Source organism: Streptomyces sp. NPDC046831, assembly GCF_040645305.1.
Classification (GTDB): domain Bacteria; phylum Actinomycetota; class Actinomycetes; order Streptomycetales; family Streptomycetaceae; genus Streptomyces.
In genome coordinates this window covers 1-22562 of the sequence record NZ_JBEYXZ010000011.1, presented here as the reverse complement: position 1 = coordinate 22562, position 22562 = coordinate 1, and the positions used below count along the sequence as shown (strand labels likewise).

At 67.8% G+C, this 22562-nt stretch carries 20 protein-coding genes; 10 read left to right on the top strand and 10 right to left on the bottom strand.

Annotation, left to right across the window (positions count from 1 at the left end):
* Positions 1 to 28 precede the first annotated feature (28 nt).
* The 3 genes from ABZ920_RS12450 (at position 29) to ABZ920_RS12440 (ending at position 4985) form a co-directional block, all read left to right on the top strand.
* Entirely contained in the window at positions 29 to 1279 is a 1251-nt protein-coding gene (locus ABZ920_RS12450) for a hypothetical protein (protein WP_361502368.1), read from the top strand.
* A 228-nt stretch (positions 1280 to 1507) separates the two neighbouring features.
* Positions 1508 to 2605: a PASTA domain-containing protein gene (locus ABZ920_RS12445; RefSeq protein ID WP_361502365.1), complete on the top strand. Its 1098-nt coding sequence runs from the start codon at positions 1508 to 1510 to the stop codon at positions 2603 to 2605.
* A gap of 115 nt (positions 2606 to 2720) precedes the next feature.
* Complete coding sequence (locus tag ABZ920_RS12440; protein ID WP_361502362.1) at positions 2721 to 4985, top strand: competence protein CoiA family protein; 2265 nt, start codon at positions 2721 to 2723, stop codon at positions 4983 to 4985.
* A 63-nt stretch (positions 4986 to 5048) separates the two neighbouring features.
* Here ABZ920_RS12440 and ABZ920_RS12435 read toward each other — a convergent pair whose 3' ends face one another.
* Both ABZ920_RS12435 and ABZ920_RS12430 read right to left on the bottom strand, forming a co-directional pair.
* Positions 5049 to 5234: a DUF397 domain-containing protein gene (locus ABZ920_RS12435; protein ID WP_361502359.1), complete on the bottom strand. Its 186-nt coding sequence runs from the start codon at positions 5232 to 5234 to the stop codon at positions 5049 to 5051.
* Positions 5231 to 6112, bottom strand: a complete 882-nt coding sequence (locus tag ABZ920_RS12430) for a helix-turn-helix transcriptional regulator (RefSeq protein ID WP_361502356.1) — start codon at positions 6110 to 6112, stop codon at positions 5231 to 5233. Before ABZ920_RS12430 ends, ABZ920_RS12435 begins: the two co-directional genes overlap by 4 nt.
* A gap of 172 nt (positions 6113 to 6284) precedes the next feature.
* Here ABZ920_RS12430 and ABZ920_RS12425 point away from each other — a divergent pair, with 172 nt between their 5' ends.
* The 3 genes from ABZ920_RS12425 to ABZ920_RS12415 all read left to right on the top strand — a co-directional run bounded on the left by ABZ920_RS12425 (position 6285) and on the right by ABZ920_RS12415 (position 8993).
* A complete protein-coding gene (locus ABZ920_RS12425) occupies positions 6285 to 6761 on the top strand; it encodes an ATP-binding protein (protein ID WP_361502353.1) in 477 nt (158 codons plus the stop codon).
* Positions 6762 to 6894: 133 nt separating this feature from the next.
* On the top strand, positions 6895 to 8523 hold the full coding sequence (locus ABZ920_RS12420) for a restriction endonuclease fold toxin-2 domain-containing protein (protein WP_361502694.1): 1629 nt from the start codon (positions 6895 to 6897) through the stop codon (positions 8521 to 8523).
* A 14-nt stretch (positions 8524 to 8537) separates the two neighbouring features.
* Entirely contained in the window at positions 8538 to 8993 is a 456-nt protein-coding gene (locus ABZ920_RS12415) for a hypothetical protein (protein WP_361502350.1), read from the top strand.
* Positions 8994 to 9073: 80 nt separating this feature from the next.
* Here ABZ920_RS12415 and ABZ920_RS12410 read toward each other — a convergent pair whose 3' ends face one another.
* The 3 genes from ABZ920_RS12410 to ABZ920_RS12400 all read right to left on the bottom strand — a co-directional run bounded on the left by ABZ920_RS12410 (position 9074) and on the right by ABZ920_RS12400 (position 10175).
* Positions 9074 to 9574 (bottom strand): hypothetical protein, encoded by a 501-nt coding sequence (locus ABZ920_RS12410; RefSeq protein ID WP_361502347.1) that lies wholly within the window; start codon positions 9572 to 9574, stop codon positions 9074 to 9076.
* Between the two features lie 137 nt (positions 9575 to 9711).
* Positions 9712 to 9939 carry a hypothetical protein gene (locus tag ABZ920_RS12405; RefSeq protein ID WP_361502344.1) on the bottom strand — a complete coding sequence of 76 codons (228 nt, stop codon included), beginning with the start codon at positions 9937 to 9939 and terminating at the stop codon, positions 9712 to 9714.
* Positions 9936 to 10175 carry a hypothetical protein gene (locus tag ABZ920_RS12400; RefSeq protein WP_361502341.1) on the bottom strand — a complete coding sequence of 80 codons (240 nt, stop codon included), beginning with the start codon at positions 10173 to 10175 and terminating at the stop codon, positions 9936 to 9938. Before ABZ920_RS12400 ends, ABZ920_RS12405 begins: the two co-directional genes overlap by 4 nt.
* Positions 10176 to 10574: 399 nt before the next feature.
* On the opposite strand from ABZ920_RS12400, the gene ABZ920_RS12395 reads away from it, so the two are divergent.
* Entirely contained in the window at positions 10575 to 11792 is a 1218-nt protein-coding gene (locus ABZ920_RS12395) for an L-dopachrome tautomerase-related protein (RefSeq protein WP_361502338.1), read from the top strand.
* A 394-nt stretch (positions 11793 to 12186) separates the two neighbouring features.
* On the opposite strand, the gene ABZ920_RS12390 is transcribed toward ABZ920_RS12395, so the two are convergent.
* On the bottom strand, positions 12187 to 12390 hold the full coding sequence (locus ABZ920_RS12390) for a hypothetical protein (RefSeq protein ID WP_361502335.1): 204 nt from the start codon (positions 12388 to 12390) through the stop codon (positions 12187 to 12189).
* A gap of 70 nt (positions 12391 to 12460) precedes the next feature.
* Entirely contained in the window at positions 12461 to 13144 is a 684-nt protein-coding gene (locus ABZ920_RS12385; protein ID WP_361502691.1) for a DUF6308 family protein, read from the bottom strand.
* Between the two features lie 320 nt (positions 13145 to 13464).
* Between ABZ920_RS12385 and ABZ920_RS12380 the strand changes: the two genes are divergently transcribed.
* The 3 genes from ABZ920_RS12380 to ABZ920_RS12370 are packed head-to-tail and all read left to right on the top strand — an operon-like array spanning position 13465 to position 18741.
* Positions 13465 to 15276, top strand: coding sequence for a DUF4357 domain-containing protein (locus ABZ920_RS12380; RefSeq protein WP_361502332.1), 1812 nt, complete (start codon positions 13465 to 13467; stop codon positions 15274 to 15276).
* Positions 15273 to 16565: a restriction endonuclease gene (locus ABZ920_RS12375; RefSeq protein ID WP_361502329.1), complete on the top strand. Its 1293-nt coding sequence runs from the start codon at positions 15273 to 15275 to the stop codon at positions 16563 to 16565. Before ABZ920_RS12380 ends, ABZ920_RS12375 begins: the two co-directional genes overlap by 4 nt.
* Before the next feature lie 40 nt (positions 16566 to 16605).
* Positions 16606 to 18741, top strand: coding sequence for a UvrD-helicase domain-containing protein (locus tag ABZ920_RS12370; RefSeq protein WP_361502326.1), 2136 nt, complete (start codon positions 16606 to 16608; stop codon positions 18739 to 18741).
* Positions 18742 to 18795: 54 nt separating this feature from the next.
* Here ABZ920_RS12370 and ABZ920_RS12365 read toward each other — a convergent pair whose 3' ends face one another.
* The 3 genes from ABZ920_RS12365 to ABZ920_RS12355 all read right to left on the bottom strand — a co-directional run.
* Entirely contained in the window at positions 18796 to 20454 is a 1659-nt protein-coding gene (locus ABZ920_RS12365) for an N-6 DNA methylase (RefSeq protein WP_361502323.1), read from the bottom strand.
* Positions 20455 to 21633: 1179 nt separating this feature from the next.
* The gene (locus tag ABZ920_RS12360) at positions 21634 to 22197 is read right to left on the bottom strand and encodes a hypothetical protein (RefSeq protein ID WP_361502320.1); all 564 of its coding nucleotides are present in this window, start codon (positions 22195 to 22197) and stop codon (positions 21634 to 21636) included.
* Positions 22198 to 22221: 24 nt separating this feature from the next.
* A partial coding sequence (locus tag ABZ920_RS12355; protein ID WP_361502318.1) for a hypothetical protein occupies positions 22222 to 22562 on the bottom strand: 341 nt, incomplete at its 5' end.

Sequence of the window (22562 nt, the reverse complement as noted above, 5' to 3'; positions counted from 1 at the left end):
CTGTGAAAAGCCACTTCAGGAGCGGGCAATGGACAACGCGATTCAGCTGATCAGTGACGGTGATGGGCTGGCGGTCATCGGCAATGCGACGGATGTCGAACGCTTCCTCCTCTCGGAGGGACTGCCGTCGAAGGACCTCGGTGTGCAACGCCTCAAGTCCGTTTTCGGTACCGGGGCCGCAGCCGCTCAGGCAGGTTCGGAGATATTCGCCAACTCCGGTCGGTGGGTGAAGCTGACCAAGGAGTCCGCTGAGCGCGTCAAGCAGTTCGGGCTGATGAAAACCAAGACGCCAGGCATCAGCCATGCCATGGTAGGAAAACCCGGCTCGATCAAGAACTGGCTCCAGGTCGAGAAGGGGGCCGGCTCGTTCCTGACGAACCCGGCCCATCTGGCTGGCGCCGCAGGGATCATGGCGCAGCTGGCGATGCAGCAGACCATGGACGAGATCACCGACTATCTCGCGAGGATCGACGAGAAGGTCGACGACGTGCTCCGCGCTCAGAAGGACGCTGCGGTCGCCCGCATGATCGGGGCGGATCTCATCATCGAGGAGGCCATGACCATCCGGGAGCAGGTGGGCCGGGTCTCCGAGGTCACGTGGTCGAAGGTGCAGGCCGCACCAACGGCGATCGCAGACACCCAGGCGTATGCGGTGCGTCAACTGGACGCTCTCGCCGAAAAGCTGGAGGGCCAGACCAAGATCGGTGACCTGGCCACGACGGCCAAGGAAGTCGAGTCCAGGACTCGGGAGTGGCTCGCTGTGCTTGCTCGTAGCTTCCAACTGCAGGACGCGTTCGCTGTGCTCGAACTCGATCGAGTGCTGGACACGACTCCGGACGAGCTGGACCGGCATCGCCTCGGGCTTCGGATTGCCCGACAGAAGCGGCTGGATGCCATCTCACGGAGCACCGAGCGTCTGGTGGCCCGGATGAGTGCAGCTGCTGATGCGGCCAACGCGAAGGTGCTGCTACATCCGACCAAGTCCCCGGCCGTAGTCCAGTCGAGCAACCACGTTGCAACCGGCGTCCATGACTTCCACGGGCGGCTCGGAATTGAGTCCGGTCGCCGGCCATCAGAGGCGAGGCGGTGGGTGCACGCAGCCACGGAGGTGAGGGACAAGGCACTCGAGACGGGAGCAAAAGGCGTCGGTGCCGCCAGAAGCCTCGGCAACGAGACCCTAGACCGGGCCAACTCGGTCAAGGGCAAGCTCTCCAGCGAGATCGCCGAGCGAATGCGCCGTCTGCGCGGGGACGAGGAGGAAGGCGGCGGGGAAAGCTGAGCGAGCGCCGCCCTTCAGCCGCGTGCGCAACTGATCCTCGTCGAATACGACCACTTGGCCGCAACTGGCGTCAGCCTCGAAAGCCCTTTGGCCGACGGCGAGAACTACATCTCCACCGCACCCCGCCCCGCAGGCCATGTCTCTCGACACACCACCTGACATTCCAACACATGCCGTACGACGGCGGGCGTAAGCTGCCCAGCCTGCTCCATAGCAGAGGAACCATACTTGAATCCGTACACCGCCCCACCGCCGTCCCGTCCTTGGTGGAAGACCACCCCGGCCGTGCTCGGCAGTCTGGTGCTGGTCGCCCTGCTCGGCGCGTTCAGCTTGCCCCTCGGCTTCATTGTGATGATCGCCGCCATAGTCGCGGTGTGGGCTCTGCCGCCCTGGCGCTGGTTCGCCAAACTCGGGGCGATGTTCGGAGCCTTCGTGCTTCTGACGGTCGGGGCAGGCCTGGGCGGGCAGCTCGACGACAGCGGGTCGGGCAAGTCCGACGCCAAAACGCGGAGCGCGGATGACGCGAGCGCCAAGGTCACGTCATCCCCGAGTTCCAAGGCTCCCGAGGTTCTGAAGGCCGCTGACTACACAGGCAAGTCGCTGGCCGTTGCCGAGACACAGGCCCGATCCGCGGGTTTCACCCCAAGCCACCATGACGCGGCACAGGACGACCGTACGATCATCATGCGGTCCGGATGGACGGTGTGCTTCCAGAAAGCCGACGGGACCGCCAAGACCATCGACTTCTCAGCCGTCAAGACCGGCGAGCCGTGCCCCGGGAAGGACGGCGGTCCGCTCCCGTGGCCCACGATGCCGAACGTCGTCGGCACGACATACAACAGAGCAGTCAAGAATTTGAGCCAGGCCGGTATCGACACCGACCGCATCACACTCGATGACGTCTATCTTGACATCGACGCTCCCACCGCTGAGGAAGCCGCCGAGGACGGTGACGAGTGGCGGGTGTGCTTCCAGTCCCCCGCCAAGGGAGCCAAGGTGACCTCCGGCACCACGGTTCGCCTCGACCTGGGCGAGTGGTCCGACGTGGACCTCGTGCAGCACTGCCCCGCAGCTAAGGACACGACGTACAAGATTCCGGCCAACGACCCGGATTACGACAGTGACAACGGCGGCACCGGGAGCAGCGGGTCGGCAAGCGGCGGCTCCTCGTCATCGTCCGGCGGCTCCTCCGGCGGCGGCAGCGTCGGTGTCGTTCACCCTGGCTCGTTCTGTTCGCCGGCCGGGGCGACCGGCGTCACGGAGGCGGGAACCCCCATGATCTGTGGCCCGGGCTCCGACGGCCGAAACCGCTGGCATTCCTCCTGACCCGTACGTTCCTGGCCGGCCCCGCCTCCGCACTCCTTGTTGGAGCGAGCCCTGACGGGCTCGGCGGGGCCGGTCGTTGCCCCACTGCACCGCACACCCGCCGCCCGGAGACCCGATGCCTCCATACGAGGAAGACACGCGCAAGGTCCAAACAGCAGTCATAGGCCAGCCCGGATCGGACTGGCCTGTGTTCCTGCCGTTCGACCACGACGACTTCGACCGGTTCATGCTGGGCCGGAGCCGCGACGATTTCTACTGCGGCACCCTGCTGGGTGGCTGCGGCAAAAAGCTGACCGCGAAGAGGTACCTGCACAAGAAGTGCCACTTCGCGCACCGGCCACCCGTGCACTGCCGTCGTACGCAAACCGGCGAGGACAGTGCCGACCACCTCTACATCGGTCAGGCGCTCCAGCGCTGGCTGCGCCGACAGGGGCACCAGAAGGTCACGGTGTCGTACCCGGACCTCGGTTCGGGGCCGGGCGGAGCCGTAGAGGTCCGTTTCGGTTCCGGTACACGGCTCATCCGAGTGCAGATGGACCGCATGTCCCTCAAGCAGTGGGAGACGACCCGCGCTCAGTTCGCCGGCGGCAACATGCGCGTCCAGTGGGCCTACGGGCCGAACAGCGGAATCGCGCACAACGAGGTGAAGGCCGAGGGGCATGCCATCCGCTTCAGTTGCCGCACCGAAAGCGATACGCGCAAGGTTTATGTCGGCACTCAACACCGGGACCACAGCGTCAAGTTGGTCACTCTGGACGAGTGCCACCTGACGGACGAGGGAATCGTCACTCCACACCTCACCGCCGAAACACCCACGGCCCCAGACGTGGATACAGGCATGGACACGGCGAACCAGCTCGCCTTTCCCCTCGTCCCCGGTCGACTCGCGTTCACCGCATCGGTCCCCGCCGAGGAACAGAACGTCACGGCACGCCGCCTCTACGAGGCGGACGTCCAGCCCCTTGGGTCGGTGATGACCCGCATGCGGATCGCGCTGCCGCTCCATTCCGTGCCGCCCTCCCCTCACCGGCTCAATGTCATCGAGAGCACCGCTCACCTCATCCCCCTGACCGACTCCGGCACCGGACAACCGACCTGGTTCATCGAGACCTCCGGATTCTCCCCACTTCCCGCCCAGAGCGATCCACGCTGGCCGGACCTGCGTCCCGCCCCCGAACCCGGGCGACTGCCGTCCCCGCCAAAGTCCGCAGCACCTGCCGAGGACGAGGCGCTGGTCGGGTTCCTGCGCGGCAAGCTCATGCAGATCGCTCGCTCGCGCGGTGTCATCAATTGGGAAACACTTATCCGTTACAAGGGGTACGCACCGGGAGACTTCACCCCGCAGGACCGTGTGCGACTCCTCGTGGCCGTGGACCGCCCCCGGACAAGCGGCAAGCCCGTGCTCTCCTCTTTGGTGAAACTGGCTAATCAAGCACCAGGACCCGTATCGCGCTTTGATGAAGTTCTTGCCGACCTCGGCTGGAGAGCCGACCTCTTGCCGGAAGAGGTCCGCAGCATTTGGGCACACCAGCAGAAGACTGCGTATGACCTGGTGCGACAGGAAGCGCCGTCTGGGAACACCGCTCCCCCCGAACGCGCAGTACCGGACGACAGCGACCTGATCAGCCGGTTCCGCGCGGAACTGGAGCGGGTTGCGTTCCGACGGTCTCTCATAAACTGGTCGACCTTGGTGAAACTGACAAGCGCTCGCTCAGCGGGAATCACGCCCAGCGCTCGCGTGCGACTCCTGGTGGCAGTGGACGGGTCGTACAGTCACGCACGTCCCGTTCTGTCCTCTCTGGTGAAGCTGGACGGCCAGGAGACCGGCCCTGCCCCGTTCTTCGGCCAAGTTCTCAGGGAACTGGGCTGGACTCCCGGCTCCACGCTGCGCTCCCCTGAAGCAGCATGGCCGACCGAGCGTGACCGTGCGTACGCCCTCGTGGCCAAGGCAGTGTCCGCCTCGAAGAACCCCCCGCCACCGGTCAGGGCGGACCACGCTCTCTGGGCCAGACTGGGTATCAAGAGGAAAACCGTGGTGAAGGCCGCCCGGAGAGCACTCGTCTCGGCAGCGCAGCGCGGGGTGAGGGTCAGCTGGCATACCCTGGCATCAGCAGCAGGCGTGAGGCCGGAAGCTCTCCCCGACCGCACACGTGCTTCGATCCTGATCGACGTAGATCGCGGTGCAGGTCAGGACGGCGTACTGCTCTCGTCCCTCGTAGTCTCTCCCGGGAACCTACCCGTCCCTTACTTCGCGGACGTTCTGAAGCACTTGGGCCGCCCCTACTCGTCGTATCCGCTCGAACTCAGCCGCATCCGCAAGGTGGAGCAGGCCCGTGTCTTCGCCGCATACGAAGGGTCAGTGAACCGCGAGGAGGCGTAGGAGACCGCCGATCTATGCGTCACGGTGTCAGAACTTGCGCTTCTGCCACCGTGACACGCCGCCTCAGGCTTCCGTCACGAAGACCACAAATCGCGACCAGCCGTCCCGACCCACAACGAAGGGGGTACGCGTCACGTCCTTGGAGTCGCGTACATGGATGGCCTGCTCGGTGACGGCGACCTCTACGCAGTCGTCACCCTGTGCGCTGCTGTAGCTGGACTTGAACCAGGCGAGTTCAGACGTGTTCATAGCGCTCCTCTGATCCGCACCAGCAGGCTCGCGGAGTCCTTCGGGGAAAGTGCCTGCGAGCGCAGTCTTGCATAGCGCATGTGGATCCGGCTCACCTCTTTCGGGTCAGTGATCAAGCGGCCATTCTCCTGTCCCTCGGAGTATGCTCGCCAGCGGCCGTCCAGCGTCTCCAGCAGCCGTACAGGTCCGGAAAGACACGAGTGTTGCTCACTGTTCGCCGGCATGACTTGGATCGTGACGTTGCGCAGCGAGCTGAGCTCAAGGATCAAGTCAAGCTGCTCGACGGTGACCTGCGTCCCGCCCAGTCGGCGCACGAGGACGGCTTCCTCGATGACGAAGTCGAACGTCGTGTTGGGCCTCACTCGAAGCAGCCGTTGGCGCTCCATGCGCGCCCGCACGGTGGTTTCCAAGACCTCGTCCGACAGGGGTGGGATCTCGTTCTCGCAGAGGGCTCGCACGTACCCCTCCGACTGCAACAACCCTGGAACCAGGCGGCACTCATACGTGCACAGGCTTACCGCCACCTGTTCCAGCCGAGCCCACTGCCGGAACCAGGCAGCCAGTCCCGCCTCCCCTCGCGTAAGGAAGCGTGCCGACCGCCGCAACGCCCCCGTGTTACCCAGGGCCTCCTCCGCGCGCTCCACGAACGACGCGTCCGGCATCCGCCGCCCCAGCTCCACCGACTCCACCGTGTGCTTGGAGAACCGGACCAGCTCTCCGAACTGCACCCGGCTCAGCCCCGCGTGTTCGCGCAACGCCTGGACGACGGCCCCGAACGTCCGCAGACTGTCCGACGGGTCCGGTTCGCGTTCGGCCTCGCAGGCCGTGGCCGCTTCCGTGGCCGTCAGTTCGTCGCCCGCCCCCACGCCGCCCGTCATACGCGGTCACCTCCGAATGCCTGCACGCTCGGCCCTCGCCGTCGTCCCCACTGGACAACACCCAGCGTGACGGGAGGTTTCGCGTACCGTCCACGGAAAGTCCCCGTACGCTGACGCAGCGTACGGGCCGCGAAGCTGGATCACGCTCCCGCACGCCCGTCACCGTGACCCCATGAACGCGATCACGCCCCAGCTCCGGCCCGTCGTCCGCAACTTCGCGCAGTACCTGTCCTCCACCCGCCGGGGCGCCCGCCTCGCGCGCCTGCTCGCCTACGAACAGCTGCGGGCCTGGGAGGTGTCCCCGTCCGTCACCGAGTGTGCCGAGCAGATCGTGGCCGAACTCGCCGCGAACGCGGCCCTGCACGGACGCGTCCGGGGCCGCGACTTCCGCCTCACCCTCGTCCTCAACCACCCGGCCGCCGGCGTCCTCCGGATCGCCGTCACCGACGCGCGCGGCGACCGTCTGCCCACCGCCGTCACCGACTTCGCGACAGCTCCGCACAGCGAGTCGGGCCGCGGCCTGCTCCTGGTCGCCGCCCTGGCGGACCGGTGGGGCGCGGAACCGTACCCGCCGGGCGGCAAGACCGTCTGGGCGGAACTCGACATCCTCGCCACTCAGGAACACCGGCCCGCGGGCGAAGGCGACTGAGGCCGATGCCGGCACGCCGGACACGCACGGTTCCGCGGCCCCCTGCGTCGGCAGAACTCCTGTGCGATAGAAAAGACGTCCAACTGGTCTGCGCGAGCGGGCCGTTCGCCGCGAGGGGGAAACGCGCGTGGGAATGCCACCGGACCTGAAGGTGATCGCCGAGGGCATGATCAAGGCGTCCATGGGGATGGTCGAGACGGTCATGGTCGGCACCCGCGACACCACCATCGCTCTCTTCCACGAGCTGGGCCGTCAGCACGGCATGGCCGGTGACGACGACGCGGGGCGGGCTTTCGCGAAGGTGTACAAGTCGGCAGCGGCGACCACGCTCGACAAGATGGGCTTCAGCGCCTACGTGATGGGCCAGACCGGCAAGGGGCTGATGCGCAACGCCCGCGAGTTCATGGCCCGGGAGAGCCGGGTGGCCTCGGCGATTATGAAGAAGCAGGTCGACCTGACGGGCGGCATGGGCGACCCCGGAGCGGACTGCACCGAGAGCTTCCTGGGCCTCGGACAGGAGCTCCCCGAGGTCGTCGGCGACACCGCCTGGTACGACCAGTACGCGCCCGCCGGCATGAGCGACCGCTTCCGCGGTTCGCCCGAGAAGCTCCGCGACGTCGCCGCCTCCTGGCGGGCAGGCGGCAAGATGATGCTGCGCTTCCTGCACGACGCGCAGGCCTACGCACACACCGCGGACAAGGCCCACTCCGGGGAGGCCGCGGACGCCTTCCGCGGCTACTTCGCGGCGTTCGTCGGCTTCGGCGACCCGCCGGAGCAGGCCCAGCAGGACGAAACCCTGGTGGCCAACCTGGTGGCCGCCTGCAACCAGCTCGCCAAGGCCTGCGACCGGTACGCCGACCACGTGGAGGCGGCGAAGCGGAGAATCACCGAGCACCGCGCGGACCCGTTCCACATCGACATGCCGTGGGACCAGCCGATGTTCGGCGGCAACGGTGACGACGGCGGCCTGCTGGACGCCGTGCTCGACGACGTGTGGATCCACCGCCTGGGCAATGTCGCCCACGCCCTCGACGAGTCCGAGCGGCGCGTCAAGCTCCCGCACGGATCGGACGATCGGCCCGGGGTGCCGTTCCCACCGCTCCTGCCCGTGCCCGCTCCCGCGCCGGTGCCGCTGGTCGTCGCCTCGTACCACGGGCAGGCGCCGGCCATCCTGTTCGCGAGCAACAGGGTCGACCCGTCCATACCCGCACAGGACCCCATCCCCCCGGAGCCCGGCACCACCCGCCCGCTCACCCCCGCCGAGCAGCAGCGCTTCCGGACCTGGCTGAACTCGCTGAACACCGGCGGCTTCGCGGGAGGCGGTGGTCCCGCCAATCCCAACAACGCGTACCAGTTGCGGATAGCGGGCTACCCCGAGCGCGAGGTTCCCCTGGACGGGCGCAAGCGTGGTCTCATGGTGGACGGTGTCCGCCCGATGGACGGTTACCTGGTGGAGGCAAAGCACGTACAGGACCCGAACTGCAAGAGGCGCAGCTTCCGCAGCATCGAGCGGGTCAACGAGACCCTGGCCAAGCCGGTGAAGGTGGACGCCAAGGGGAATCCGAAGTGGGATCCGGTCATCGACTCGATGTACGGCGACGACAGCCGTGAACTGACCCGTTACAAGAACGCCATGGCCAACCCGGCGAACTCGGAGATACGCGGGCTTGAGATCGTGACCAATGGCAAGGAGAGCGCCGCCTACTGGGAATCCATGATCCTCATGAACGGCGTCAACGGATCCGCTCGCTACGTACCGTGAAAACGAGGAAGCCCGTGTCAGTCCCCCGCAACATCAGGACCACCTTCGGATTCTACCCACCGGAGGACAGTAGCGCCGCATGGCAGGCCAGCCTCGAATCCTTCACGAACGCGGTGGAGCGGGACTTTCCCGACTCCGTACTGGAGCGCCGAGTCGATTCGCTGCGCGGCGTGGACGTGCTGGACTTCGACATCGAGATCGCGCCCGACGTCTGGGTCACCGGCACCACGGCCATGCCCTCACCCGATTACGCTTACATCACCGTCGGCAACGCGACCGCCGACGAGGCGGCCGTATTCGCCCAGTGGCTTCGTGACACCTACCTCCCCTCCCCAGGCTGCGTGAGATTCATCAGCAGCGCGGCCATGGAGAACGGCGAGGAGAACCCCTGGCCCCTCCCCGCAACCGGCGACGCGGCCGCGATCGAGGCCGTACTTCGCGACCACTTGGCAGCCGCCGGAGTCGAGTGACCCACGCCAGGGCGCTGAGGTGGCGCATTCGCAGGCACGCACACCGCAGAGCGCCGCGATGCCCCGAGAAATGTGGCGCCTCAGCCAGTCACCGGCTCCCAGCGGTAACTCTCGACCGCCTCCTCGTACGGCGACAGGAGCGACTCCAGTTCCGTCCGCAGCAACTCGGCGTCACCCGGCGGCAGGGGCAGTGAAGCCCGTCGCATGCGCACACTCCACGTCGCCGGGTCGGGGAACACCGACAGGCGCGGCACCAGATCGCGCAGGACGAGCCCTTCGCGGAAGCGGGCCAGGCCGGACACCTCCAGCCGGCAGCTTTCCGTGAAGCTGCGCTCGCCGAACACCATCGGCTCCTCCAGGACCCGGACGGGGCCGGCGACCGAGGCCCGGCCCACGACACGGCCGAGGTCGCGCGTCGGATTCCGGAAGCATCCGCGCGTGGTGTAGAGGAAGATCTCGTCGCCCTCCTCCAGCGCCCGGGCCGCCTTCGACCGTCCTGCCGGGAACGCCATCCGCTGCTCGGTCACCACCCAGCTCAGGGCGGCCCGGTCTCCGATGATCAGCAGGTGCGAGGACGGCATACCGATCACGATAGCCGGGTGAGGACTCACTGCTCGGACGCGCGGGAGGTCTCGCTCCGGAGGCCCGTCCCACCTCGCCGCCGTCCCGTCGCCCTACAACCGCGCCCTCGCCAGCAGTACCGGCAGCGCCTCGGGCTTCACCTTCTGCACTGACCTGACCTGACCTGCCCGAGCCCCAGTTCCTCACGTGCGACCGGACTGCCGTACAAGGCGTCCGTCGCATCCGGCAGCAGGGTTACCTCCACCAGGTACGAGCATCCCGGATCCTCGGGGTCCTCGTACGGCTCCCTGTCGATCTCGGCCAGCGCCGCCACGGCCGATTCCGGTTGACTGAAGAAGAACCACAGGCGGTCCCCCGGGCTCATACGGTTGCGCCCGCCCGCGTCAGCTCCACCCCGCTCACCGGCCCCGACGCAGTCACCGCCGCGGCGAACACCTCCCGGTACAGGCCGCTGAGCGCCTCCTCGCCCATCCCCGACCGCCACACCGGCGGCCGCTCGCCATGCCACGCCCCCAAGCCGCCCGCTCCCACGGCGGCAGCCGTCTCACCACCAGACGGCACGGAAACCGGCGTATTCACCGGACTCTCCTCTGCCAGCACCGACACGAGCTCCTCACGCCCCACCCGGGCCCGCTCGACCCGCTCGCGGCATCCACCTCCGCATGAGCCTGCTCCAAAACCTCCGTCCAGGACTCCAGATCCTGCCTCGCCCGCGCCTCACGCCGTCCATCAACCCCAGCACCGACGGCATCGCACCCTCCTCGATCAACAGAACGAGTGAAGCTTTTGCCCCGGATACGACTGCGCGTTAGCATTCGATTCCACAACTTCCGGAGGGTGCCGGAAGTTATGCCGAGCGTGTTTGCGTGCATGTCTCCGCCGGCCGGCGGAGGCATGTTCCTGGTTGCGATGCTCGTTCATCGGTCATAGGTTTGTATGGGCTCTCATGACCGCAAAAGAACAGACGGATCAATTGCCCCGAAATTCTCGTTCCTAATTTTGGAACAGGAGCAGGACGTGATTGGGAGAAAGGTATCGAGCCGCGGCGTCGTCGCACTGCTGGCGACCCTCTGTATCGGGGGCAGCGCTACCCAGGCATCCCTGGTGAGCTCGCAGGTCGATGCGAGGGAACCTCCCGGCGCACCCGCGCAGAACACGCAACGCCTGCAGCCTGTCGCGGAATTCAACGGGGCTATGCCCACAGGAGTGAGCGTCTCACGCACCGGCCGGGTGTTCGTGAACTTCCCCCACTGGGGCGACAAGGTGCAGTACTCGGTCGCCGAAGTGCGCAATGGGAAAACCGTCCCCTACCCGAACCGCGAGATCAACACCGCCGACACACGCGACCCCGCGCATCACTTCCTGGGGGTGCAGAGCGTCGTCGTCGACGCCGCCGACCGACTGTGGGTCGTGGACACCGGGCGCATCCAGTTCGGCAACGCACCAGTGGGCGGGCCCAAACTCGTCGCCATAGACCTGCGCACCAACAAGGCCCTCCGGACCATCCTGCTGCCCCGTCAGGTCGCCGGCCCCCGTAGTTTCGTGAACGATGTGCGACTCGACCTCACCCGAGGCAAGGCGGGCACCGCCTACCTCACGGACGCCTCCTCGGACGGCCCCAACGGGCTGATCGTCGTGGATCTGGCGTCCGGGACATCCTGGCGCCGACTGAACAACGTGCCCTCGGTACGCCCGGTGCCCGACTTCGTTCCCGTCATCGACGGGAAGCGAATGCTCAACCGGCCGGCACACGGTCCCACCAGCCCCATCAACATCGGGTCGGACGGCATCGCCCTGAGCCCGGATGGCAAGACCCTCTACTACTGCCCCCTGTCCAGCCGCACCTTGTACTCCGTGCCGACGAGCGGTCTGACCGACCGCCGGGTAGCGGATTCCAAGATCGCGAAGACCGTTCGCAATCTCGGCACGAAAGGGATGTCCGACGGGCTGGAGACGGACAACGCGGGCCGCGTGTACGGAGGCGACATCGAGCACAACGCGCTCGTCTTCCGCGACACCGACGGGCGATTCCGCACCCTAGTCCACGACAACCGGCTGATCTGGCCGGACACCTTGTCGATCGGCTACGACCGGAACCTGTACGTGATGGCCAATCAGCTGAACCGGCAGGCCGCATACAACGCCGGCGTCGATCTTCGGCGCGAGCCCTACGTGCTCTACCGGATCCCGGTCGACGGCGGCCCCGCCCGCCGGTAGATCTCGGGGCGGCCCTTCCTCCGGCATCCGCGAAGGCGCCGAGTCCGTGATCAACGACGAACTGGCCGTCGCAGGCGCCTGAGCACACGCCTTCCTGACGCGAACCCCGCTGCCGCCCCCCGCGTCACGGTGCCGGGCGGCAGTGCTTGAGCAGCCATGCCGGCACCGGCATCGCGGAGCGGACCTCGGCCCACTCCGCATCCGTCATGTCACTCGGATAGCACCGCACCCGCCGACCCGGAGCGATCGAACCGAACCTGTGGACGTAGCAGTCACACCCAGGGGTGACCGCAGTGGACGCAGGCACAGCAGAGATGGTCAACTCGTCAGACAACGGGTCTCCTTGCTCGTGACCGGCTTCAACAACCACGTCACTACCAAGGGGCCCGTTTCTTCATGCCCACAACCACACCGGCATCCCTGTCCGAATGATCACCCGCACCGCAGGCTTCGAACGAGATCCGGTTTGCCACAACGCGCTGGGCCAGAGGTCGAGTTCGGGTTCCTCATGGGCGAGGCGACGGATGGTCTCCTTGGTGGAGGGTTCCCCGTCCAGCGTGTCCTTGCTCGGGTTGAGGATGTAGATCCAGTCGTTCACGGTTTCCCCATCACCTGCATCACTGGCGCTCCGCGAGCACGGACGGCACTGCCTCTGCGGGTCCATGGTGTCAGCCGGCGGAGGGACTGGGCGCTTGTCCGCCCTTCATCCAGGCAATGACGTCGAGGACTCGAAGAACCCCGATGTCCTCACCGATGCCCGCCTTGCTACGGAGGTGGAGCAACTGGTCGCGGAAGGCGCCGCCGTCTGCTCGCAGGGCGAGTGCCAATGCGGCCCAGAAGGAATGGTCCACGTTCGGCCTTTTGAACAGCTGCTTGACACGGATGTCGTATACCGGAATCAGGTGGGGTCGCTTGCGGGCCAGCAGCTTGCCGGCGATGACCGGACCGCTGCCGTCGGGTTTGTTCGGGTACTTGTCGCCGTCTGCCAGTCGTTCCCACAGCTCCCACGCCGGTCCCCCAGGCGTGACCAGCTCGTCGCTGGCGGGATTCTCCAAGTGCGCGTCGCGCGGAATCTGCGTTAGCAGACGCGAGAAATGCCCGTCGCAGTCCGCCAGGAGGGCGACTGTTCCGTGGGGGTCCAGAGAAACGCTGAGCGTGGTGATGGCCACCACGTCGGTGCTGTCGAATCGGTTGGCGACATGCTCGGCGTCCCCACCTCCACCCAGCCGCTCGAAGTGTGCGCCCGAGTGGAACAGATCGCCCCGCGAACGACGACGGGTGAAGTACTCCACGAGCAGCCGAACGGCCTCTTCGTCGTTCCAGTAGACTTTCGGGATCTTCAACCCGATCACTGTGTTCCCCATCGGCCGCACCGGTAGTACACCTGTGCGGCTCCTCAACACCCGGAACGAGCACCCGGCCGCTGCCCCAAGGTGGAGGGGACCCGAGCGGCCCGTTGTCGGTAGGTCGCCCTACCGTGGTGACGGATCTTTGCGGTGCGGCGACCCCAGCGCTGGCGCGTCCGTGCTCAGACGCATCCGGCGCCCTGGGCGCGCCGGACGCCCTCGGGCTTTGAAAGAGTGCGGGCGGCGATCATCCGAAGGCAAGACGTCTGCTGCGGGCGTACCGCCTACAGTGTCAACTTGGCCTTTCGTTGAGGGGAGCGACGCCCATGGCCGACGCGCACGCGCGATTCCCGGAGTTCCTTCTGCGCCTGCCGAACGGCGGACCGCAGGCCCGCGGGCGAGTGCTGCCCGAGAAGGGAATGAACGGCAGCCTGAAGTTTTCGATCCTGGCAGGTTCGCCTGTCCGCCCCGAGACGTTGCCCGGCATCGGTCGGCATGCGGCGGTGCAGCGAGCGACACTGTTGGCTGACGGTGGTATCCGCGAAGAATCGATCCGGTGGCCCGGGTACTGGGAAACGACCCGGGACATCGAGTGCAACTCCCCTTCGGCCGCGGGCTCGGTGGTCACTGGACGAAGCTCGGACGGCCTGTCGGAATGGCGCACCGAGGACGACTTCCCGCTGGTCGACTATCTCGGTCACTCCTGGCGCACGCCGCACAAGGCCTGGCTGGTCCGCGGTTCGAACGTGTCGGGGCGTGATCTGGTGAAGCGGCTGTGGATCCCCGAAGGCTGGGTCAGTCTGGCCGCCACGCACCTGCCACCGATCGACGAGGAGGACCCGACCAAGAGCACACTGCGCAGGTACGTCCAGGAGGGGTACGACGCCACCGCCTCGTACAGCCAGAAGCAGGCCATGGTCGACGAGCTGCACTACTTCCTGACCCAGATGAGGCAGGGCGACACGCTCTGCACCATCTCTGACGGGCGGCTCTACATCGGTACGGTCGCGGGCGACGCCGAGCAGGTCGAGTCCGGGAGTGCGGTGTCGAATCTGCGGCGCAAGGCCGACTGGCGGCCTCTCGGCATCCCGTACGACGAACTGCCCGAGGCGCTCCAGCAGAAGCTGTCGATCCAGCACGACGTTGTCGACCTGACGTCCGTCCTTTCGTTCATCGAAGGCCTCGGGCGCACTGACGAGGAGCTGGCGCAGGAAGCGGAGTCCGTGGAGCGCGATCCGACCGTGGAGGTGCCGGCGATCACCGTCCGGCGTGAGCCCGAGCTGCCGATGCCGACGGACGAGCTGGCAGCCGAACTGCTGGTACACGAGACGGAGTGGCTGCGCGAGGTGCGGGATCTTCTCGCGGACGAGCGGCAACTGGTGTTCTACGGGCCGCCCGGCACCGGAAAGACCTATCTTGCCCTGAAGCTCGCCGAGTTCCTCGGCGGCGGGCCCGAGCAGGTCAAGCTGGTCCAGTTCCACCCCTCCTACGCCTACGAGGACTTCTTCGAGGGCTTCCGGCCGCAGGAGGACCCGCAGACCCGGGAAGTGGCCTTCCGGCTCACCGCCGGTCCGCTGCGCGAACTCGCCGACCTCGCCTCCCGCGAGGGCAACCGCCACATCCCGCACTTCCTGGTCATCGACGAGATCAACCGCGCCAATCTGGCGAAGGTCTTCGGTGAGCTGTACTTCCTGCTGGAGTACCGCAACAAGTCGGTGCGGCTGACGTACTCGGGTGACGACTTCGCGCTGCCGCCGAACCTCTTCGTGATCGGCACGATGAACACGGCCGACCGGTCCATCGCCCTCGTCGACGCGGCGATGCGACGGCGGTTCGCGTTCGTGGAGCTGTCGCCGCGCGCGGAACCCACGAATGGACTGCTGCGGCGCTGGCTGCAGAAAGAGGGGCGGCTCCTTGAACCGGCCGAGCTGCTCGACGCGCTGAACTCCCGCATCGAGGACCCCGACTTCCGCATCGGGCCCTCCTACCTGATGAAGAAGGGCGTCTACCGGGAGGGCGGCCTGGAGCGGACCTGGCGGACGAAGATCCTGCCGCTGCTGGAGGAGCACCATTACGGGGAGGGCGTGGACGTCGAGAAGAGGTACGGGCTGGCCGCTCTGCGGGAGACACTGGCGTGACGGCCGACGAAGAAGGATCGCGACCTGGCACCGCCGCGGCGCACACGCAGTCGTGTGTCACGCTCGTCGAGCACGCGCCCGCCGTCAGCGTCGCTCTGCCCGACGGTGTCGGCCGGGCACTGGCTGCCGGCGACGCCGTCGATGCGGCACCCGATCCGTACACGCCCGGTCGCTGGTCGTTGCGGGCCGGCAGCAAGGTCGGGGCGGTGAGCGTCACCGCGTCCGGGCTGCGGGAGCCGTTCACCGTACGCGTCACTCCGAAGGTTCCCATCACCCGGCTCTTCTTCCTACTGGGTTACAGCCTCGATCCCCGGGGCGGATGGCGGGACGGTGAGGTGGACGTGGCCGAGCACCGCGACCTGGTGCCCGCGCTCGCGCACGCCGTGGAGCGGCAAGTGGACCGGGCTCTGCGCCGAGGCCTCCTGCAGGGCTACCGGGCCACGGAGGAGAGCGCCCTGGTCGTCCACGGCCGAATCCGGGAGGCGGAACAGATCCGGCGGCGTTTCGGCACGATGCTGCCGTTGGAGGTGGCGTACGACGAGTTCACCACCGACATAGCCGAGAACCGCGTCCTGCGCACGGCCGTCGAGCGCCTGCTGCGCCTGCCCGGCGTACCGCGCGACGTCCGCCGCAGGCTGTTGCACCAGCGGGCCCGGCTGGCCGACGTCACGCCCGTCGTACGGGGCCGGCGGCTCCCCGCCTGGCGGCCGTCCCGCCTCAACGCCCGGTACCAGCACGCCCTGCACCTCGCCCGGGCCGTCCTCGACGGCGCCTCGGTCGAGCACGCGCCCGGCGGGCTGCGCATCGACGGGTTCCTGTTCGACATGAACAGGCTCTTCGAGGACTTCGTGACCGTCGCCCTGCGCGAGGCCCTGAGCGGCACGGACCACACGGTGCGACTGCAGGACAGCCACCATCTCGACGAGGCCTCCGCCGTCCGCATGCGGCCGGACCTCGTGTTGTACGGACCCGACGGCACCCCGTGCGCGGTCGCGGACGCGAAGTACAAGGCGGAGAAGCGGGGCGGTTATCCGGATGCCGACCTGTACCAGATGCTGGCGTACTGCACCGCTCTGGGCCTGGACGAAGGGCACCTCGTCTACGCGAAGGGCAACGCCTCCCACGCGGCCCACCGCGTGCGCCACGCGGGCATCATGATCCATCAGCACGCCCTCGACCTGGACCAGGACCCCGCAGGGCTGCTCGCGGACATCGCCCAGATCGCGCGGAGGATCAGGTACGGCCGGCGGGAGCAGGCCCCGCTCCGCGCGGGCGGCGCGCCCGTATGATCGACCGCGCAGTGTCAGTCCGGGGTGGGGAGTGCGCGTCGTGCCGCAGCTTGCGTTTGCCAACAGTTTCTGGGAAAGCTACGACGCCCTGGAGAAGCCGGTCAGGAACGGCGTGCGCAAGGCGATGCAGAAGTTCCAGCAGCTGACCGTGCCGGAGCTGCAACAGGACAAGGGGCTGCACCTGGAGTCCGTCGAGAAGGCCGCCGATCCGCGGATGCGGACCATCCGCATCAACGACTTCTGGCGGGGTGTCGTCCTGGCACCGGACGACGGCAGTGACGTGTTCCTCCTGGTCAACGTGGTCCCGCACGATGACGCCTACACCTGGGCGGCCAAGCGGCTGTACACGACCAACGCCGCGACGCGGGCGCTGGAGGTCCGCAACGTACGCGCGATCGAGCAGCTGACCCCGCAGTTGGAGAAGGCGGCCGCTGCCGCCGATTCGCTGCTGTACGCCACGTACTCGGACACGGTCTTGCGCGAGCTGGGCATCGACGACCAGGTACTGCGGGCGGTGCGGACCATCATCGACAAGGCCCAGCTGGAGGCGTTCGGCACACTGTTGCCCGAAGACCAGTTCGAGGTGCTGCAGTACCTCGCCGAAGGGTTCAGCCCGGAGGAGGTGTACCGCGACGTGGTCGCCGTGCGCCGGCCCGTCGACGCGGGCCCCGATCCGGACGAGACCCTCGCCGTGGCCATCGCCAACACCACCAGCCGGATCACGCTGGTCAGCGGCCCGGAGGAACTGGCAGACATCCTCGAAAAGCCCTTCGCGGCCTGGCGGGTGTTCCTGCACCCTTCGCAGCGCCGGGTCGCCTACCGGGTCTCCTACGGCGGTCCCGTCCAGGTCACGGGCGGGCCGGGCACGGGCAAGACGGTCGCGGCGCTCCACCGGGTCAAGCACCTGCTCACGCGTTCCCCCGACACCCGGGTCCTGCTGACCACGTACACCAACGCGCTCGCCGCCTCGCTGCGTGAGAACCTCGCCATCCTGCTGGACGGGGACGAGGCGCTGCTCGCACGCGTCGAGGTGACCACGGTCAACGCCTACGCGCACGGTGTCGTGACCCGCCTCGACGGCAAGGCCCCCTCCCCCGTCGGCGACCGTGAGGAGCGGCAGCTGTGGCAGCGGGTGGGCAAGAAGCTGGGGCTGCCGTGGACGGAGCAGTTCCTGGCGCAGGAGTACCGGCATGTGGTCCTGGCCCAGGATGTGCGCAGCCTCGACGCCTACCGCGCGGCCACGCGCCGGGGCCGCGGCAGCGCGCTGTCGCCGGCGAAGCGGAACCAACTGTGGCCCGCCGTGGAACTGTTCGAGCAGATGCTGCGCGACCAGAAGGCCACGACCTATCTCAACGTGTGCGCTCGGGCGGCCGAACTCCTGGCCGCCTCCACGCCCACGCACGACCACGTCGTCGTCGACGAGGCACAGGATCTGCACCCGGCCCAGTGGCGTGTGCTGCGCGCCGCAGTGGCTCCCGGCAGCGACGACCTGTTCATCACGGGTGATCCTCACCAGCGGATCTACGACTCGCGCGTCTCCCTCGGTTCCCTGGGCATCTCCGTCGCCGGCCGCGCCCACCGTTTGCGCATCAACTACCGCAGCACGGAGGAGATCCTGGCGTGGTCCACAGGCATCCTCAGCCCGGTGACCGTCGACGACCTGGGTGGTGAGGGAGCCGATACGCTGGCCGGCTATCGGTCCCTGCTGCACGGCCGCCGACCGCAGGCGACCGCACACGGGACGGAACAGGCGGAGGTGGCCGCCCTCGTCGAGCGGGTGGAAGGGTGGCTCGCGCAGGGCATCCGCCCTTCCGAGATCGGCGTGTGCGCCCGTTTCAACGTGCTGCTCGACAAGGCCCACGACAAGCTGAGCGCTGCCGGGGTGCCGGTGGTCCGGGTCAAGGACCGTCCCGGGCACGGCGTGGACGGGGTGCGACTGGCCACCATGCACGCGATGAAAGGGCTGGAGTTCCGGTGCGTGGCCGTCCTGGGTGTGACGGCGAGTGCGGTGCCGTTCGCGCGCGAGGTGACACCCGCCGACGTGGACGCGCTGCAGCACGAATCCGACCTGCTGCGCGAGCGGTGCCTGCTGTTCGTGGCGTGTACCCGAGCCAGAGAAGCGCTGGCGGTGTCGTGGAGCGGGGCGGCGAGCCCCTTCGTACCGGCGCGGAGCTGACGCGTCATCGAGCTGCCGAATACGGCGGGCGAACAGCACTGAGGGCGAAGGCCGTCAGTTCTCTGGCTCCAGGGCGCCATTGGCCAGGCCGTCGCGAGCGAGATCGGTGGCCTCTCGGCTCAGTTCGGCCACCCGTCTCGCCCGCTCCTCGAACTCCTGGAGTGCGCGGAACGCCGCACCGTACCGGCGCTGCTCGACGATGTCCATCTGGGGGACTCGAGCGCCCTTGCCGTCGAGGCGGAACGTTCCGCTCGCGCTGGTGGAGCGCCGGGTGTTGGCCGCGCTGCGCAGAAAGCCCTGGAGGAAGTCAGTGTCGAGCTGGTCGCTGACCGACACCGGTTCCGGGTCGCCGTGCTCGACGAGCCCGGCACGGGCGAGGTCGGCGACGCTGACCGAGGGGCCCTCGGCGACGCTCGGGCGTTCCCCCGCTGCCAGGGCCGGCAGCAGCTCGGCGAGAGCTCGTACCTGGTCGGTCAACTCACGCCGCAACTGCTGGTACTCGGACGCGTAGTCCCGGTGGGACTCCGTGATGTACCGGCCCGGCGTCAGGTCCACGACGTCGTCGAGAAGCTCGACCAGCGAAACGTCCGCCACCTGGTCCGGGCGCGGTTCCAAGGGGCCGTCCGGCTCGTTCCCGGTCAGGTCGACCATGCGAACGGCGGCGAGCGCATCGCCGGAGCATCGGGGGCGACGGAGCTCCCAGATGTGCACGGGCAAGGCGTGTGATGCGGCCGTACCCGGTGGCAGGGCGGTGACCTGGGCGAGGAGGCCGCGGCGTACAAGTTCGGCACGGATGCGGCGGCCGGCCTTGCGGTAGGCGACCGAGGCGGGCATGACCATCAGCACCCGACCCCCGGGCGTGGTGTGCGCGTAGGCGTGCTGGAGCCAGGCGAGTTCGCTCTCGGCCCGTGAAGGCGTGCCGAGTTCCCAGCGCGGATCCAGGAGGAGTTCCTCCCGTCCCCAGTCGACGCCGCCGACCGGCGGGTCGCAGACGACCAGGTCAGCTTTGATGTCCGTCCAGCGGTCGTCGCGGAGAGAGTCACCCGTCACGATGTCGACACCGGTGCGGCCGGTCAGTTCGGCGCGCAACTGCGCGAAACGAGCGCTGCGGGGATCCGTCTCCTGACCGTAGCGTCGAGGACCCCGCTCGGGCCCGACGGAGAGCAGGAGGGTGCCGATGCCGCAGGCGGGGTCGAAAAGGGTCGCGTCCCGCGCCACCTCGCCGGCCAGGTGCTTCAGGGCGCGAACAATACGGGGCGAGGTGACCTGGTCCGAGCCGGCGCGACGCACGGAGTCGGTGAAGCGCTCAGCCAGGCCGTTGACGACCTCGCCCGGGGAGCCGTTCTCGGCCAGACGCCTGGCGGCGATCACGGCTTCCTCCGGGAGCGCTCCCGGTCTCTTCGCCCGGGTCGCGGCGAGCGTGGTGGCGACGTCGGCGAGCGCCGCGACCATGTCGTCGCCGTAGGCCCCGCGCAGTACCTGCCAGAGCTGGACTTCCTCCGAGACGTCCTGCCCCTTGCGTTGCTTGTCCAGCCAGCCCTGAACCTCGGTAAGATCGAACAGCGGACTGTTGACACTCCCACCCGCGGGCGCGGGGAAATCGTCGTAGCGCCGCCGCCAGTTGGAGACCGCCGCACGGGTGACGCCTGCCAGCCGCGCTATTTCTGAGCCCGTAACCAGGGGGCCGGCGGGTGAAGCGGCATTGTCCGTCATGCGGGCCACCGTACACGGAGCGCAGTCCGGCATCAAAGAGATATGCGTTGACAGCATACACGTACATTTCCGTCGGCCAGCGTGTACGCGGGCGTGTCCGCGGACGCCATCGTGGATCAGCGGATCAGGATGGCGGTCCGGTACGCCGCGCTTCTAGGGGGCTCTCTGCCGGGGCCTACACGGCGACCGTCGTCGCCACCATCGGGAGCCTCGGTGCCGCTTCGCCGGCGACCGTCCCGGCCGCCGTCGGGACCATGATGGTCGACGGCGCGTACATCACCCGGCTCCAGCTCCACCTGGCCTATGACATCGCAGTGCTGTATCGGGTCCCGCTCGACCTGTCCGACCCCAGAGCGCTGCCGCCGAGTCTGACAGGCCGGCCGCAGCACGTCGAAACGGTCCGCGCGGTCCTGAAGGCCGAGCCGTGGTCAGCCACGGCCTTCGTATCGGTAGTTGCAGTAGTCCTTATCGCCCACCAGCACGATGTGATGTGCCTCGGAAGGCCGTCGGCGTCCCGCTCGACCTCCTGGGACGTCTGCCGGGTGAAGCCCAGGGACACGGGGGACGACCGGGTACTCGGGCTGCGACAGGTCGACCGGAGGAGACGAGGGGCGGCCGACCGTGCGGCCGACCGCCGGGCCACCGCCCCTCGAGGGCGATGACCTGGGCGCGTTCCTCCTCAGCGGCCTCGCTTCCGTTCTTCGAGGACATTCGCGACACGGCACGCCGCAGGCCCAGGTGTCCGCGGCGTCTTCCCAAGCCGCTGACGTGGGCTCGGTGAAGGGATGTAACTGATCATCTACTTGCGCAGAAGAAAATAGCCGATACAGACAACGGCGAGTGCTACAACAAACACCGTGACGATCACACCCGCGGGCGCATCAAGTGAAGGAGCTATCAAGCCGGATTCTGTCCACACTTACCGCGCACCTCCACTCGCGCGCTCTTTGCTTTTCCTGCGCACCCAGAAGGAAGCGAAGAGAAGTCCGAAGCCGCAGGCCAATGGGATCGCACCTGCTGCACCCCTTCCGCTCGACAGGGCGCTCAATCCGAGGACAAGGAGCAGCAGCGCCGCCACGATCGCAACTGCCAGCAAGAGTTTTATCAATTCTCCTCCTCGTTCCTCGATGCTCTTCCTCAGGTGGTCGGAGCCGCGCTCGTACGGGGCCGGCAGCCGGGTCACAGGTCGTTGAAGTTCCAGAACAGGCCGATCTCGGTGTCCGAGACGACGACGAGGCCGCAGTCCTCGGTGAAGACGCTCATCGGGTTGTACCCCAAGTTCTCCAGTGCGAAGTCGAGTGTTCCGGGCGCGCTGCCGGTCTTGCTGACGTTGGTGCGGTAGACGGCCTCGTCCCCGTACCGCGCGAGGACCGTGCGTGCCATCGCCCGCAGTTCGTCCGGGGACTCGTCGAGGTACTGAAGATTGGCCAGGGTGCAGCCGCCCTCCGTGAGGGCCAGGAGCAGGTTCTCGGCACTGTTCCGGTCGATCTGCCTGAGGCGCGGACCGACATACTCCGGGGGGTGGGCGGCGAAGGGCCATGTGGGGTTCCCCACGCGCTCGGGGGCCTCCTCCGCATCATCGATCCGGGCCCACCCGCGGGGGTCCGGCACGGCCCGGGCCATCAGCGCGAGGACGTCGGCCGTCCAGTCCTCGTGGCGGCGCGGGCCGGTGGCGATGTACGCGGACGCGTCCCTGTACAGGTGGCGTACCGCGGCGTCCCAGGACGTCTGGTCGGTGGACATGTGGTGCAGGCCTTCCTCAGCGGGCTAGGGCTTGTAGGGCATCGACGTCATGACCGTGAAGGGCGGGTTGCGGCTGCTGTCGTACCTGATACGCGTGTCGATGCCAGTGACGTCGTAGGCCTTGGCATCCATCCCGCCCTCTTTGTATCCGGACTTCGAGTCACTCGGGTTCACCGGCTGCTTGAAGACGCTGCGACCGCTGCTCTCGCCGTTCGGCGCGGTCGAGAGGAATTTCCGCTCCGGCCCGGCGGCGGCGTCCCCATCAGCCGGCCCCGTTATCTTCTTCGCGGTCCTGCAAGAGGGCCGCTGGCCTCCGGGCCCGGCATGACTGTTGCCCCCTGTCGAAGGGATGACCTGGGGGGTGG

Excerpts from the sequence above, each read along its gene's own strand:
- ABZ920_RS12450 (WP_361502368.1), top strand. The coding sequence starts at position 29 with ATGGACAACGCGATTCAGCTGATCAGTGACGGTGATGGGCTGGCGGTC.
- ABZ920_RS12440 (WP_361502362.1), top strand. The coding sequence starts at position 2,721 with ATGCCTCCATACGAGGAAGACACGCGCAAGGTCCAAACAGCAGTCATA.
- ABZ920_RS12435 (WP_361502359.1), bottom strand. The coding sequence starts at position 5,234 with ATGAACACGTCTGAACTCGCCTGGTTCAAGTCCAGCTACAGCAGCGCA.
- ABZ920_RS12430 (WP_361502356.1), bottom strand. The coding sequence starts at position 6,112 with ATGACGGGCGGCGTGGGGGCGGGCGACGAACTGACGGCCACGGAAGCG.
- ABZ920_RS12425 (WP_361502353.1), top strand. The coding sequence starts at position 6,285 with ATGAACGCGATCACGCCCCAGCTCCGGCCCGTCGTCCGCAACTTCGCG.
- ABZ920_RS12420 (WP_361502694.1), top strand. The coding sequence starts at position 6,895 with ATGCCACCGGACCTGAAGGTGATCGCCGAGGGCATGATCAAGGCGTCC.
- ABZ920_RS12410 (WP_361502347.1), bottom strand. The coding sequence starts at position 9,574 with ATGCCGTCCTCGCACCTGCTGATCATCGGAGACCGGGCCGCCCTGAGC.
- ABZ920_RS12405 (WP_361502344.1), bottom strand. The coding sequence starts at position 9,939 with ATGAGCCCGGGGGACCGCCTGTGGTTCTTCTTCAGTCAACCGGAATCG.
- ABZ920_RS12380 (WP_361502332.1), top strand. The coding sequence starts at position 13,465 with ATGGCCGACGCGCACGCGCGATTCCCGGAGTTCCTTCTGCGCCTGCCG.
- ABZ920_RS12365 (WP_361502323.1), bottom strand. The coding sequence starts at position 20,454 with ATGACGGACAATGCCGCTTCACCCGCCGGCCCCCTGGTTACGGGCTCA.
- ABZ920_RS12360 (WP_361502320.1), bottom strand. The coding sequence starts at position 22,197 with ATGTCCACCGACCAGACGTCCTGGGACGCCGCGGTACGCCACCTGTAC.